The organism is Candidatus Rickettsia tasmaniensis (genome assembly GCF_036857515.1).
Taxonomy (GTDB): Bacteria; Pseudomonadota; Alphaproteobacteria; order Rickettsiales; family Rickettsiaceae; genus Rickettsia; species Rickettsia rickettsii.
In genome coordinates this window covers 14,680-28,463 of sequence record NZ_JAQCNX010000019.1, presented here as the reverse complement: position 1 = coordinate 28,463, position 13,784 = coordinate 14,680, and the positions used below count along the sequence as shown (strand labels likewise).

Here is a 13,784-nt window from a genome sequence, read left to right as displayed (position 1 = left end):
TAGTACTTTTTATTATTTTTATGGACCCCGTGGTCAAGCCACGGGGTGACAGAGATAAAATTGATCCACGCAACAATGCCTCCTCACCTACGCCTGTGTACGCTGCAGTGCTGCGTTCCGTGTCTCCTTTAAATTCCTCTCTATAAGCTGGTTTGGAAAGATGTCTAATATAATCTGCACCTTTAGCTAATTTTTGCCTAATAACATTTCGTCTATATTTATCAGATGAATTTGACTCATCTTCAAACCATTTTATATTATGACTGACTAAATATTCTACTAATTCACTTTTTGGAATATTATATAGCGGTCTAATTATTTGTATATTATTATACCAATTGATATTACTGCTACTAAGTCCAAATATACCGCTATTACGCTCTAATCTTAAACAAAAATTTTCTACGTAATCATCTTCATGGTGAGCAGTTAAAAGTACTAATATATCGAGTTCTAGACATAGATTTGTCATCAAATCATAGCGTCCTTCTCTTGCTCTTTCTTGTAAATTGGAAAAATTATTTTGATGGTCAAAAGATAAACTATAATGCTTGCGATTTAGACTATTACTGATATTTTGGATATAATGGGTCTCTTGCTTCGACTGTTCCCGTAAGTTATGATCAACCGATATAACAAATAATTCTATATTATTTTTTTCTGCCCAAATATTAGCAAGATAAAGAAGTGCTACCGAATCGCTCCCACCAGATACTGCAATCGATATTTTAGATAAGCCAAAATTACCTATTAGATTATTGATATTATACTCAAATTTTTCATATAGCATGGTTGAAAAATGTTAGTATTGTAAAGTGTTTGGATATTGTGGTCAAACGTAGTAGTATGTCATTTCCGCGTAGGCGGGACGTTGTTGCATGGCTCTTATGTCATTCCTGCGAAAGCAGGAATCCAGAAAAAAAGTATAAATACAGCAAATTTTTGAAATTAAAAACTCGATTTATCTCACTTTATGCTGGATGCCCGCCTACACTACGCGGTAATGACATCGAGCAAGTTTCTCAATCCATACAACAATAATGCTCTGCTTTTGCAATGGTAACAAAAAACCACACAATTAGATGATAAAGAAAATTTATGCTGACTCAGCTAAATCTTCTGAAGTTTCAGTCTTTTGTTCGTGTAAATAATCTTGTGCTTCTGATTCTGATCTTGCAACAATAACCGTAACTATAGCATTAAGCTCTGCATGGAGTCTTATTTCAACTGTATAAATTCCGGTAGATTTAATTTGTTTATCAAGAATAATATTTGAATGAGAAATATTATAAGATACATTTTCAGATAATTTATCGGCTATTTCTTTATTAGTAACCGAACCGAAAAGTTTACCGTCATCTGATGTTTGACGGATAAAAACTAATTTTTGATCTTTAATAAGAGCATTAATTTTTTCTACTTCTTCTCTTATTTGCTTATCTTTTGCTTCAAATTCGTGTTTTTGTTTAACTATTAGCTCTTTATTAGGCTCAGTAGCTCTAATAGCTAATTTTTGCGGTAAAAGATAATTACGACCAAACCCGTCTGCTACTTTGAGTATGTCGCCAATTTTACCTAATTTTCTTACGGGTTTTATTAATATAATTTCCATGTATTATGCCTTTATTTAGCTTGAAATACAAAAGGTAATAACGCTAAAATTCTTGCAATTTTAATAGCATTATTTAGCTTTCTTTGTTTCTTTGCACAAACATTTGTGATCCTGCTTGGTAACATTCTACCGCCTTCAGAGACAAATTTTATTAAAAGCTCAGGGTTTTTATAATCAATAACAGGTGCATTAGGCACAGAAAGAGGGCATCCTTTACGTCTTCTAAAAAATACTTTTTTAGCAGTTTTATCCCCTACCTTGCGAGCAGCTGTTTCACTAGCATTATTACTTTTTAACATTCTTTAACCTTAATTCTTACAAATTTAATTATTAATCGTTACGTCAATTACCGGAGTATTCTCTGTACTTTGATTTTTTAATATCGGTGAAGGTTCACTACTAATTGAATCTGCTTGAATTGTAAGAAATCTAATGATATTTTCGTTAAGCTTCATTTTTCTTTCTAGCTCTTCTTTTACATTACCAGTAATATCTAGACCTAAAAAATAATAATGTCCTTTTTTGTTATTACCGATTTTGTAAGCTAAAGTTCTTAACCCCCAATATTCTTTTTTTATGATAGTGCCATTATTATCTTTAATAATTTTAGCAAAATCATCAACGATTTTATCTATATCGTTTAATGATACGTCTTGGCGTATAATACAAACTGATTCATAAAAGCTCATGATATATAAGAATCTCCAACAAACAAACTTTAAAATAAAGCTATTTATAGCAACTAAAACTATTAAATTCAAGTATTATCTTTAAAAATTATTATTTCTTTGTTTCTTTTTATAAAAAGTTTGCTATAAACCCTAATAAATTAGAAAATTATTACAAAAATTTTTAATTATTTACTAAATATTAATGAAGATTAATTCAGTGTTTGATAAGCTATTACCTGAAGCTTTAATTATAGAAGAAAAAAATAAAAAAAGTGTTAATATTTCTTTAAGTAATGATATAGAGAGAGCAGGATTTCATATAATGAGGGCTTCAACTCTAGAAAAAGCATTAACTTATTTTTTTAGTCAGCCGCTTGCTATCATGATTATTAGTGCAGAATTACAAGAAAATCCTTTAATAACAATAAATAACGTTTAACAGAAATAGACGATAACGTGCTATTTTTTTATAAGCCCTTCTTATCTGAGCAAATAGTAGGTACTTTAAGAGCTTATTGAGACGTTCCAAGTCAGTTGTACAAGATAATATTATTAAATTTAAGAATCTAAATATTGATTTAAATACTGAAAAAGTATACAAAGACGGACTGAATATTCGTCTAGGTCCTACTGAGTTTAAAATTTTACGACTTTTTTCAGGTTCCAAATGCAGTATTTTCGCGTCAAGAAATAATAAAATATTTATGGGAAAGTGAAGAGACCTTTAATGAACGTCTCATAGATGTTCATATAAATAGGATTAGAGAGGCCTTAGGGAAAGACAATTTAATTATTACAACCGTTCGTTTTATCGGTTATTGTCTAAATAAGGATAACTAGAATTTTATTGTCAAAATTTTCTTTGTATTTATGCATTAAGTATGTTAATATCTACTAATATTTATGTATAATATAATTAAGATTTTATTCGTTGCCGATTTATATATTTTATAACTAAAAACTGTAAATTTTATGTTAAGTAAACTAAATAAGCCCGCTTTATTTGCTTTAATATTTTATCCTATTTTTATTATATCTCTTGTAGTTAAATATTCGTTTGATTATGGAATAGGACTAACTGAAGTTATTTTTATAATTGCTAGTTATTATATTAATAATATTACCGTTGGGATCGGTTTGCATAGGTTATGGTCTCATAATGCCTATAAAATAAATAAATATGCCGAGTTTGTCTTAATTATGCTGTCTGCAGGAACATTACAAGGACCAGCTTTATCTTGGGCATCGAATCATTATAAACATCATAGATATACGGATCAAGACCAAGATCCGCATACTCCTTTAAAATTTGATAATAAATTTTTAGGCTTTATGTGGTCTCATATAGGATGGATGCTAGTCGGAAGCGGTAGCTATAAGTCTATTAATCGCATTACTTGGGCTAAGCACGGGAAAAACAATTTATTAAAATGGCAGCTAAAATATTATTGGCAAATAGCAGCTTTTATGAATATTGTCGTGCCTTTATTTATCGGTTACTTAGTCGGCGGTACTATACAATCGGCATATGCAGGATTTTTATTTATGGGGCTCGGTAGATTCCTACAGCAGCAAGCAACCTTCTGCGTTAATTCTTTATGCCACTTTGCCGGTAGTAAAAAATATTACAAAGGCACTGCCGGAGATATTTGGTGGATGGCATTATTCTTACTCGGTGAAAATTGGCATAATTATCATCATGCTTTTCCTTCAGATTATCGTAACGGTGCAAAATGGTATCATTTTGACGTTCACAAATGGATAATATTTTTAATGAGTAAAATCGGTTTAGCTTCAGAACTTGAACGTACTACAAAAGTACGTATACAGGCAAAAATGCAAGAAACTTTAAGCTATCTTAGTAAAAAACAAAAGCAAAAATTGACTTTAATGCAAACTAAAATAGATCATTTATTAGAAAATCTATGCTTAAAAATTAAAGAGCTTGAAGAATCATCTATTACTATTAAAGAACAATTTAAAAAATCTTTTGTAGAAATACAAGAATCACTTAAAAATTTAGCGGAGCAAGTAAGTTCTGCAACGCAAATAACAGAAAAACCTTCGGAAAAACTATTAAAAATAGTTAATAAAAAAATTATTGATGCCGAACAATCTATTTATAAGCTGTATAATCAGTTAAATACCTTAAAGGTATCTAATTAGGCATTATTAAATAAAGATAGATATCGTGGATTGCAAGCGGGTGTTGGTGTTGTCACATGGATCCTGTTATGTCATTCCCGCGTAGGCGGGAATGACATCGGTATCCACGTGGGCAATACCTTCTCGCAATGACGCAAACTATCATTTTTTACTTAACAACGCCTCTAATTAGTTTCAATTTGAATGATAAAAATTTTAGGTATAGAATCAAGCTGTGATGATACAGCTGTTTCTATAATCACCGAAAATCGAGAAATCTTATCTAATATAATTATTTCACAAAATACAGAACATGCAGTTTTTGGAGGGGTAGTACCTGAAATTGCTGCACGTTCTCACTTATCGCATCTAGATAAAGCATTAAAAAATGTTTTAACAGAAAGCAACACTAAATTAACGGACATTAGTACAATTGCTGCAACTTCTGGTCCAGGTTTAATCGGCGGTGTTATAGTTGGCTCAATGTTTGCAAGATCACTAAGCAGTGCTTTAAAAAAACCCTTTATTGCAATTAATCATTTAGAAGGTCATGCTTTAACCGTAAGACTAACCGATAATATTCCTTATCCTTATTTACTCTTGTTAGCTTCGGGCGGACATTGCCAATTTGTAGCAGTTTTAGGTCTCGGAAAATATAAAATACTAGGATCTACTATAGATGATGCTGTAGGCGAAGCCTTTGACAAGGTAGCCAAAATGCTAAACTTAGCTTTTCCCGGAGGACCTGAAATTGAGAAAAGAGCAAAACTTGGCGATCCTCATAAATATAAATTTCCAAAACCTATAATTAACAGCGGTAATTGCAATATGTCCTTTTCAGGGCTTAAAACTGCCGTGCGTACTTTAATAATGCATTTAAAGGAAATTAATAACACTGTAATCAATGATATAGCGGCAAGTTTTCAATTTACTATAGGAGAAATTCTAAGTAGTAAGGTACAATATGCTATTAGAGCATATGAACAAATAACAAATAATTTTGATAAGAAGAATATAGTTATTGCCGGCGGTGTCGCTGCTAATAAATATTTACAAGAAATATTAAGTAGTTGTGCTAAAACATATGGTTATCGACTTATTTATCCACCTATCCACTTATGCACCGATAATGCTGCAATGATTGCATATGCAGGACTTGAGCGTTACAATAATAAGTTATTTACTCCTTTGAATTTCTGTCCAAAAGCTAGGTGGAGTTTAGAGGATATTAGTAATTAAAATTTATTTACTGATATCCTCTAAGAAGAAATATAATTTTTTAATATTGACACTTCTTAATTTAGTAGTATGATATGTAATTACCATGAAACATGGCAATTACATATATAAAAAAGAGGTAAGTTTATGAGCAATAGCAATTATGAAAACATATACAAAGCATTTAATTGTTTTTCAGAAGCAGCCAATTCTGCCTATTCAGCCGTAAATACTTTTTTAGAACTACCTAATGTATTTAATAAATATCCTACTGTCATTTCTTTAATTTTTTCTAAAACAGCAAAATTAGACTCTAATATAACCAATATAATTAAAAACGGTGTTATTATATATGAGATATCAACAACCTTAATAGGGGCCGTAAATACTTTTTATAAAGATAAAAAACTAGTCGATAAAATATTAAAAGACGGACTGAATGCTATTGATAAGCTTATTGAAACAACAACCTATTTATCGCCAATAGTTACAAATATTACAAATTCTTACTTAGTTGATCCGTATAAAGAAGAAAAAGCACTATTATTTGACTTACCAATTCCTAACTCTACTAGTAGTGATTATTATAAATTATCAGGTACTGAAAGTATAACATTAGCTGAAATTGAATGTTATTAATACTAATTTATAGAATTTTTTTATTACTTTTTCTAGATGACCATACTCCTTTTAGTTGTGGTCTTGTTGCATTGCTTGTTTTGTGTCATTCCCGTGGAAGCGGGAATGACATCAAACGCGTTTTTTGAGCCATGCAACAAATCTTTTAATAGCCCACAATGACAAAATCAATAATTATTAGACAGTGCCTTTAACAAGAATAGTGGATTATGCGATAATTCGTTATTCGGAAAAAATTAATCAACTCATTGTTACCTTCAATTCTTTATCCTTTGCATTTATTTTAACCGTTTTACCCCTACTTATTTCGCCTGCTAAAATCATTTTGGCTAAATTATTTTGTATTTCCCGCTGGATAAGACGTTTTAAGGGTCTTGCTCCAAAGCTTGGATCATAACCTTTTTCGGCTAAATAATTTAAGGCAGATTCATCAAATTCAAGAATAATATTTTGTGCTAGTAAAATTTTCTTTAAGCTTTCAAGCTGTATCTTAACTATATCATGAATATTATTACGATTTAGGCGATGGAATAATATAATCTCGTCTAGTCTGTTTAAAAACTCAGGTTTAAATACTGCTTTTACATATTCCATAACCTCATCCTTTACTTTATATGTATCTTCGTCCTCTTTCTGATTAACGAGTATCTCAGCACCTAAATTAGATGTTAAAACTATTATAGTATTCTTAAAATCAACCGTTATACCTTGACTATCTGTTAATCTTCCCTCATCAAGTATTTGCAGCATAATATTAAATATGTCGGGATGGGCTTTTTCAACCTCATCAAATAATATTACCTGATAAGGACGGCGTCTTACTGCCTCCGTCAACACCCCACCTTGATCATATCCGATATAGCCGGGAGGAGCTCCTATCAGGCGAGAAATAGCGTGCTTCTCCATATATTCCGACATATCTATACGAAGTATTGCATTACGGTCATCAAAAAGAAAACCAGCTAAGGCTTTGGTAAGCTCGGTTTTACCGACTCCGGTCGATCCTAAGAATAAGAACGAACCAAGCGGGCGGTTAATATCTTGAATCCCTGCACGTGATCTTCTTACCGCATCACTAACACCTTTAATTGCCTCATCCTGCCCTATTACCGATTCTCGTAATTTCTGCTCTATCACAAGCAGACGCTCACGTTCACTTGATAGCATCGTATCAATTGGAATACCAGTAATACGAGAGATAATACTTGCTATATCGCTTTCTGATACAATTTCTTTTAACAGCCCTTTATTATCCATACTTTCGGCTTCCTGAATCTTTTTCATAATCTCAGGTATAATTCCATATTTTAGCTCACTAGCTTTAGCGAGATTAGCATCACGTTCGGCACGTTCAAGCTCGTTTCGGCTACGGTCTAGTTCTTCTTTGAGCTTTTGTGTTTGCTGTAGTTTAGACTTTTCAGCTTGCCATTTAGCTCCCATATCATAGGATTTAGACTCTAATTTTTCTAATTCTGTAGTTAAATGCTCTATTTTCTTTTTAGAATGCTCGTCATTTTCTTTTTTAAGTGCTGCAATCTCTATTTTTATCTGAATAATACGACGGTCCAGCTCATCAAGCTCTTCTGGTTTACTTGATAGCTCTATTTTCATACGGCTACAAGCTTCATCAATCAAATCAATAGCTTTATCAGGTAAATAACGATCGGTAATATAACGGTTTGATAACGTCGCTGCTGCAACTATTGCACTATCGGAAATTCGCACTACATGATGCAGCTCATATTTTCCTTTAATTCCTCTAAGTATTGATATAGTATCCTCAACCGTCGGCTCACTCACGTAAACAGGCTGAAAACGACGAGCAAGTGCCGCATCTTTCTCGATATATTTACGATATTCATCTAGAGTAGTAGCACCGATACAATGCAGCTCACCACGAGCAAGCATCGGCTTTAGTAAATTCGAGGCATCCATAGCACCGTCGGTTTTTCCCGTACCGACTAATAGATGCAATTCATCGATAAATAAAATAATTTCACCACTTGATTCTTTGATTTCGCCAAGCACTGCTTTAAGACGCTCTTCAAATTCGCCTCGATATTTAGCTCCCGCTATTAAAGCTCCCATATCAAGCTCAATAATACGGCAATTAATAAGCGATTCAGGTACGTCCTTACTAAATATTCGTTGTGCAAGCCCCTCTATTATAGCAGTTTTACCGACTCCAGGTTCACCGATCAATACAGGATTATTTTTCATACGTCGTGATAGTACCTGCACCGTTCTTCTTATTTCTTCATCACGCCCGATTATCGGGTCAAGCTTACCGCTTTCGGCAAGCTCTGTTATGTCTCTGCCATATTTCCTTAAAGCATCGTAACTATTTTCTGCCGATTCGATATCTGCTTTTTTGCCTTTACGAAGCTGTAAAATAGCTGTTGCTATTTTTTTATTATTAATTCCATTTTTCGTTAAAATTTTACCGGCTATAGTATTATCATAAGTTAATGCTTCAAATATACGCTCTATGGTTACAAAGCTATCCCCACTGTCTTTAGCAAAGCTACTAGCTTTTTCTAAAACTTTAAGAGCTTCAGCAGAAGAATAAACTTGTCCCCCTCCCTCAACCTGAACTTTTGGGATTTTATTTAGTTCTAGCTGAACTTGATCTTTTAATAAGTTTATATTACCGCCGGTATTATTAATAAGGGTTTGAATTATACCTGTTTCTTCACTTAAAAGACTAGATAATAAATGCAAAGGTAATATTTGCTGATGATCATTTTTAGCAGCAAGTGATTGGCTACTAGCTATCACTGATTTAGCATGTGCAGTAAATTTATCAATATTCATATAAATAACATATTTTAATTAATAAAGTTAAATATTTTTAACTAGACTATTTTTATATAATAATTTTTAATTAAAATAACAAGAGATGCACAACTACATATAGAATTTTATAATGCTTTCATCATTAAAAAAACAATTTGATAACGATAAGGAGTTTTTATTAAATCATACAAAAGAATTTTTAACCACACCCGGAGTAGGCGTTCCTTTAGAAACAAATAGAGCTAAAATTGAAGGGAAAAACGGTGAAACTCCAATATTAATACGTGACGGTCATAACCATCCCAATGAAAAAATTGTTTTAGGCACTAAAGCTTTTGAAATGCAATATTTAAATGCTATCAGAGGAGCGATAGACATAGCAAAGGGCGAAAATAAACCTGAGCTTGTGCTGAAATTAAATAAAGAAGCAGTAAAATTTATTAATAGTTTCAATGCTTTGAATATGGAAAAATCATAAGAAAACATCTCAAAAAATATGCAAGCTGAAATTGACAGTGTTGCTGAATTGCTAGGAAAAAATGGTATTAAAAATGCTCATAAAAAATTAAATGTTGCTAAAGATTTTCAAAATTTCAATGATGAGCATTGTAATATAGTAACTTTGTCAAAAGTCATCAATGATGGGGGAAAAGAGCATATTGTAGTCGAAGCGGAAGTAGCTTTTAAAGGCTTGACAGAAGAACAAAAGCAAGAATATTAAAATAGAGACGGTAAAAACTGGTATAATGTAATGCCTGAATGGGAGAGGAAGCTTGTTGATCAGTATACTGATACAATTTAAAACGGTAGGCATGTTATCCCAACCCAGTTACGACAAATTGTTGGCATGAAAAACGCCTTTGAGAAAATTGGGACAATAACCGACAAAGACGGTAAAAATTTTGAAACATTGCTTACATCTAAACATGCAGGTACATTAGCCTCGATTTCAAATGATATAGATTCTAGACAAAAAACTACCGACTTAAATGCACGCCAAACCCAAGAATGGCTTGAAGACGGCGTTACTCTTCATACTAATACATTAAACTCAGGTCCTATAGGAGCTAACAATGATCCCACAATTGTTGATCAGACAAAAAAATCTATGGAAAATGTCAGTGGGAAAAATACTAATACTCCTCTTAATTTATTTAGGCTTATAGGAGTAACAAATAACTTTGCAGGAGTGAGTGATACTTTAAACAAAATAGCAGAAAATTTACCGACTGAAAAAGGAATTGATGAATTAAAAGCACATATTAAACCTAGAAGCAAATTTGAACGTTTTTTTAGGATAAATAAACCTAAAGGAAATGCAGCAGAAATAAAGAAATATCAAAAAAAACTGTAACATTAAGAAAAAATATTGAGCAAGCAGATATTCTTTTTAGAGTATCCTTCGAAACAAAACTGCCTTTTATATCTTTTGATAAAGAAAATATTAATCTAAATATATCAGATGTCTTAAGTAATTTAACAACGAAAATAAGACAAAATAAACAAGAAACTAAAACCACCAGTTTAATAAATTTACCTCAAGAAAAAATATTAACAATGTGTGCCAACGGTAAAGATAGAGAAGGGCTTAATGAACATAATAAAATATCTCAAGCAGTATCAAAATATACCGGTATAAAAAGCAACAGATATCGATAAACAATTACTTAAAAACTGTCATATTGCTCAGCAAGCAGGTAGTATTTATGCAGGTGGTGCAACAATAGGTTGTTACAGCACTAAAAAAGAAAATAAAAGAGTCATTCCAAAAAGTAGAAAAGAAACACTTGCTGCTATAATGGCATTAACTGCTAAAACTAATGAAATTGAAGAAAAGAAAGATGGATAAAAAGATAGATGCAGAATATGAAAAAAATCACCCTAGAGAATCTATCGCAATACACAGTGATAGGAAAGTTGTTAAACCGTTAACTAAATCGGTGTCATAGCCTAAACCAAGTATAATCCCACCGGTTAAATTTAATAAAAGTCAAAATATAGGTATAGAGAAATAATGTCAGAACTTGCAATTGTAACAGGCGGTACTAGAGGAATAGGTAAAGCTACCGCTTTAGAATTAAAAAATAAGAGTCTTACGGTAGTTGCTAATTTTTTCAGCAATTACGACGCTGCTAAAGAAATGGAAGAAAAATACGGTATAAAAACCAAACGCTGGAATGTTGCGGATTTTGAAGAATGTAGAAAAGCAGTAAAGGAAATTGAAGAGGAGTTTAAAAAACCGGTAAGTATTCTTGTAAATAATGCCGGTATTACCAAAGATAAAATGCTACATAAAATGAGTCATCAAGATTGGAATGATGTGGTTAACGTTAATCTCAATTCTTGCTTTAATATGTCTAGTAGCGTAATGGAGCAGATGCAAAACCAAGATTACGGTCGTATAGTAAATATCAGTTCAATTAATGCTCAAGCAAGGCAGGTTGGGTAGACTAATTACTCTGCTGCTAAAGCCGGAATTATCGGCCTTACTAAGGCCCTTGCTTGTGAAACTGCTTCTAAAAATATCACCGTTAACTGTATAGCTCCAGGATATATTGCAACCAAAATGGTAGGAGCAGTACCCGAAAATGTGCTTGTTAAAATCGTTAATAGTATCCCCAAAAAAAGACTAGGACAGCCGGAAGAAATAGCTAGAGCCGTGGCATTTTTAGTTGATGAAAATGCCGGATTTATAACAGGTGAGACTATTTCTATCAACGGCGGCCATAATATGATTTAAACAATTAACTAATAATAGATTAGAATATGAAAGAGATCGTAAACCAATTAATCTCTAAAGGAAGAGAACTTTTAAGTAAAAATGAATATAAAGAAGCACTTAATATATTTACCTTAATTAAACAGTATAAAGGTGTTATACATATCTATTATTATGAAGGCATCACTTACTTGTGTTGGGGAGAGTATTATAATAATGTTGGACAAACAGACCTTTACCTTAAGGCAGTAGCTTCATTATGACAAGCAGCTCTATATACATCTAAACCTAAAGATACTGATGTTTTATTAGGAAAAGCTTTTTATAAAGCAGGCAAATTAAGCGAAGCTGGTACTGTACTTAACAAATATATATCTTGTCCAGAGAATGAGGAAGAATTTCAGGAAATTCTCAGTCAAATAACTCCAGAACTTAATAAAACTACTAATTCACCGATGTTATCGAAAGATAGTAGTCAATTAACTTCGTTTAATAATAAAGATTCGCATGATATAATAGAAGTGAGTCAAACATTAAATGCATTAATAAGCATAATAGCTAAACATGACCACGATATAGCTTGACATGCGCAAGCAATTGCAGACATAAAAAAATGTTACAATCTGCAAATGTTGAGTATACTGCAGATATAAACAACCAAATTCAAGAATTGAAAGTCATTAACCCTAAATTAGGAGAATATTATAAATGTTTTAATATGGCTTTACACAATGTATGTATTGCTGCTAGTACTGTAAGTAGCGGCCTAGTAGTTCCTGATGCAGGGTATTTAACGTGTGAGTGCCTCTTCTCTTATAAAATGGGTTTGTTATCTTGGCGACATAAGCAGCGTCCGGTTTTTTAAATTCTATTGCCACTACTCTAATAGCAGTTCTGCATGATGCCGGTGATAATATGTTTAACTCTAAGGAAGAAAAAAAGCTAGTAGATGTACTTACTAAATTTTGTAAAATGATTAATAAACAATCTGATATAACCGTACCTGTAGGACAAGATCTACAGAGAATAGCTTTACTTTTTGCTAATTTAAGGAGTGTGGAAATCAAAAAAAATAATGAGACAGGTTTCAGTAATTTCTTTACAACTAAATTGCCAATGCAAAATAAATTTTTTCGTTATGATACCAATAATACAAAGAAATGAATAGTAATCCTATGGAAAAATTAGCGTTTCAAGATGCTATTTCTTTGATTAGTTATATGTATCATCATGCAGAGGATATATTAAAGAGTTCTAAATCGTTGTTAAATCAAATTTTAACTACTACAAAAGAAGGATTAAGCACATCATGGGATGATATAAAGAAAACTACTCCCGGCAATGTAGAGTACGATTTATGGCAAATGGAAAAGCAAAAGTACCTGAATCTGAAATAATAACTGAGAAAGCAAAAAGCGGACAGCTGCGAAGTATAAAGATATCTTGCTTTTCGGTTGATTGTTCAAAACCACTTTTGAAAAAAATAGCGATTTCTTCAACCGGCATCAGAAGAGGAGTTGAAGATTTTCTTAATCAAAAATATTTTGCTGATAAATTTACTGAAGAAGAACAAGGTTGTTTTGTCTTATTCTTAGCATATAAAATATTTAGATATGGTAATAAGTTATGTCTCGAATATTTTAGCGAGCAACAGCCGGAGCTAATTACAAAAATTTTCGATGATTATCCTCATTTATTTTTTAGGAGAGAGACAATTAACATATGTATTAAAAATGAAGATGGTAGACAAAAAGCATTAGATGTAATAAAGTTAAAATCGTCAGATAAATTTTTTAAAGATTGCTTTGATACAGTATTCCCTAAGGTAGATGTTGTTGTAAATCTCATATTTGAAGAAGAACCTAAACCGAAGCACGTACCTAATGAACCTAAGCTTGTATTTAACTTAGAGCTCATACCTTTAAATATAGACGAAAATGATGATGTACTACCAACAGGTAATGTAGAAAATAACCACTAAATT

The 13,784-nt window shown here is 32.0% G+C and carries 18 protein-coding genes and 3 pseudogenes; 16 read left to right on the top strand and 5 right to left on the bottom strand.

Features of this window, described 5'->3' with window-relative positions; all coding sequences use genetic code 11:
- The 4 genes from tilS to rpsF all read right to left on the bottom strand — a co-directional run.
- Window positions 1-790 (bottom strand): tRNA lysidine(34) synthetase TilS (tilS, locus tag O6R16_RS04860; protein ID WP_499680242.1); only part of this gene is annotated, 790 nt, incomplete at its 3' end.
- Window positions 791-1,096: 306 nt separating this feature from the next.
- Window positions 1,097-1,612, bottom strand: coding sequence for a 50S ribosomal protein L9 (rplI, locus tag O6R16_RS04855; protein ID WP_499680241.1), 516 nt, complete (start codon window positions 1,610-1,612; stop codon window positions 1,097-1,099).
- An 11-nt stretch (window positions 1,613-1,623) separates the two neighbouring features.
- Window positions 1,624-1,911 carry a 30S ribosomal protein S18 gene (gene rpsR, locus O6R16_RS04850; protein WP_014120459.1) on the bottom strand — a complete coding sequence of 96 codons (288 nt, stop codon included), beginning with the start codon at window positions 1,909-1,911 and terminating at the stop codon, window positions 1,624-1,626.
- 24 nt (window positions 1,912-1,935) lie between these two features.
- On the bottom strand, window positions 1,936-2,301 hold the full coding sequence (rpsF, locus tag O6R16_RS04845; RefSeq protein ID WP_499680240.1) for a 30S ribosomal protein S6: 366 nt from the start codon (window positions 2,299-2,301) through the stop codon (window positions 1,936-1,938).
- A 184-nt stretch (window positions 2,302-2,485) separates the two neighbouring features.
- On the opposite strand from rpsF, the gene O6R16_RS04840 reads away from it, so the two are divergent.
- The 5 genes from O6R16_RS04840 (at window position 2,486) to O6R16_RS04820 (ending at window position 6,285) form a co-directional block, all read left to right on the top strand.
- Window positions 2,486-2,722: a hypothetical protein gene (locus O6R16_RS04840; protein ID WP_499680239.1), complete on the top strand. Its 237-nt coding sequence runs from the start codon at window positions 2,486-2,488 to the stop codon at window positions 2,720-2,722.
- A gap of 191 nt (window positions 2,723-2,913) precedes the next feature.
- Entirely contained in the window at window positions 2,914-3,123 is a 210-nt protein-coding gene (locus O6R16_RS04835; RefSeq protein WP_499680244.1) for a winged helix-turn-helix domain-containing protein, read from the top strand.
- Between the two features lie 132 nt (window positions 3,124-3,255).
- Window positions 3,256-4,449, top strand: a complete 1,194-nt coding sequence (locus O6R16_RS04830; protein WP_499680238.1) for a fatty acid desaturase — start codon at window positions 3,256-3,258, stop codon at window positions 4,447-4,449.
- A gap of 183 nt (window positions 4,450-4,632) precedes the next feature.
- Window positions 4,633-5,667, top strand: a complete 1,035-nt coding sequence (tsaD, locus tag O6R16_RS04825; RefSeq protein WP_499680237.1) for a tRNA (adenosine(37)-N6)-threonylcarbamoyltransferase complex transferase subunit TsaD — start codon at window positions 4,633-4,635, stop codon at window positions 5,665-5,667.
- 126 nt (window positions 5,668-5,793) lie between these two features.
- A complete protein-coding gene (locus O6R16_RS04820) occupies window positions 5,794-6,285 on the top strand; it encodes a DUF5424 family protein (RefSeq protein WP_499680236.1) in 492 nt (163 codons plus the stop codon).
- A gap of 240 nt (window positions 6,286-6,525) precedes the next feature.
- Here the strand turns inward: O6R16_RS04820 and clpB are convergent, their stop codons facing one another.
- Window positions 6,526-9,099: an ATP-dependent chaperone ClpB gene (gene clpB, locus O6R16_RS04815; protein ID WP_499680235.1), complete on the bottom strand. Its 2,574-nt coding sequence runs from the start codon at window positions 9,097-9,099 to the stop codon at window positions 6,526-6,528.
- A gap of 112 nt (window positions 9,100-9,211) precedes the next feature.
- Here clpB and O6R16_RS04810 point away from each other — a divergent pair, with 112 nt between their 5' ends.
- The 11 genes and pseudogenes from O6R16_RS04810 (at window position 9,212) to O6R16_RS04760 (ending at window position 13,781) form a co-directional block, all read left to right on the top strand.
- Window positions 9,212-9,559, top strand: a complete 348-nt coding sequence (locus tag O6R16_RS04810; protein ID WP_499680234.1) for a hypothetical protein — start codon at window positions 9,212-9,214, stop codon at window positions 9,557-9,559.
- 18 nt (window positions 9,560-9,577) lie between these two features.
- Entirely contained in the window at window positions 9,578-9,802 is a 225-nt protein-coding gene (locus O6R16_RS04805; RefSeq protein WP_499680233.1) for a hypothetical protein, read from the top strand.
- Window positions 9,803-9,928: 126 nt separating this feature from the next.
- Window positions 9,929-10,435: a hypothetical protein gene (locus tag O6R16_RS04800; RefSeq protein WP_499680232.1), complete on the top strand. Its 507-nt coding sequence runs from the start codon at window positions 9,929-9,931 to the stop codon at window positions 10,433-10,435.
- Between the two features lie 466 nt (window positions 10,436-10,901).
- Window positions 10,902-11,030, top strand: coding sequence for a hypothetical protein (locus O6R16_RS04795; protein ID WP_499680231.1), 129 nt, complete (start codon window positions 10,902-10,904; stop codon window positions 11,028-11,030).
- Between the two features lie 65 nt (window positions 11,031-11,095).
- Window positions 11,096-11,821: pseudogene (locus tag O6R16_RS04790) on the top strand (SDR family oxidoreductase).
- A 26-nt stretch (window positions 11,822-11,847) separates the two neighbouring features.
- On the top strand, window positions 11,848-12,063 hold the full coding sequence (locus tag O6R16_RS04785) for a MarR family transcriptional regulator (RefSeq protein WP_499680230.1): 216 nt from the start codon (window positions 11,848-11,850) through the stop codon (window positions 12,061-12,063).
- A 192-nt stretch (window positions 12,064-12,255) separates the two neighbouring features.
- A pseudogene (locus O6R16_RS04780) lies at window positions 12,256-12,453 on the top strand (hypothetical protein).
- A complete protein-coding gene (locus O6R16_RS04775; protein ID WP_499680229.1) occupies window positions 12,414-12,665 on the top strand; it encodes a hypothetical protein in 252 nt (83 codons plus the stop codon). Before O6R16_RS04780 ends, O6R16_RS04775 begins: the two are co-directional and overlap by 40 nt.
- Before the next feature lie 50 nt (window positions 12,666-12,715).
- The gene (locus tag O6R16_RS04770) at window positions 12,716-12,964 is read left to right on the top strand and encodes a hypothetical protein (RefSeq protein WP_499680228.1); all 249 of its coding nucleotides are present in this window, start codon (window positions 12,716-12,718) and stop codon (window positions 12,962-12,964) included.
- An 11-nt stretch (window positions 12,965-12,975) separates the two neighbouring features.
- Entirely contained in the window at window positions 12,976-13,197 is a 222-nt protein-coding gene (locus tag O6R16_RS04765) for a hypothetical protein (protein WP_499680227.1), read from the top strand.
- Between the two features lie 57 nt (window positions 13,198-13,254).
- A pseudogene (locus O6R16_RS04760) lies at window positions 13,255-13,781 on the top strand (hypothetical protein).
- Window positions 13,782-13,784: the final 3 nt, after the last annotated feature.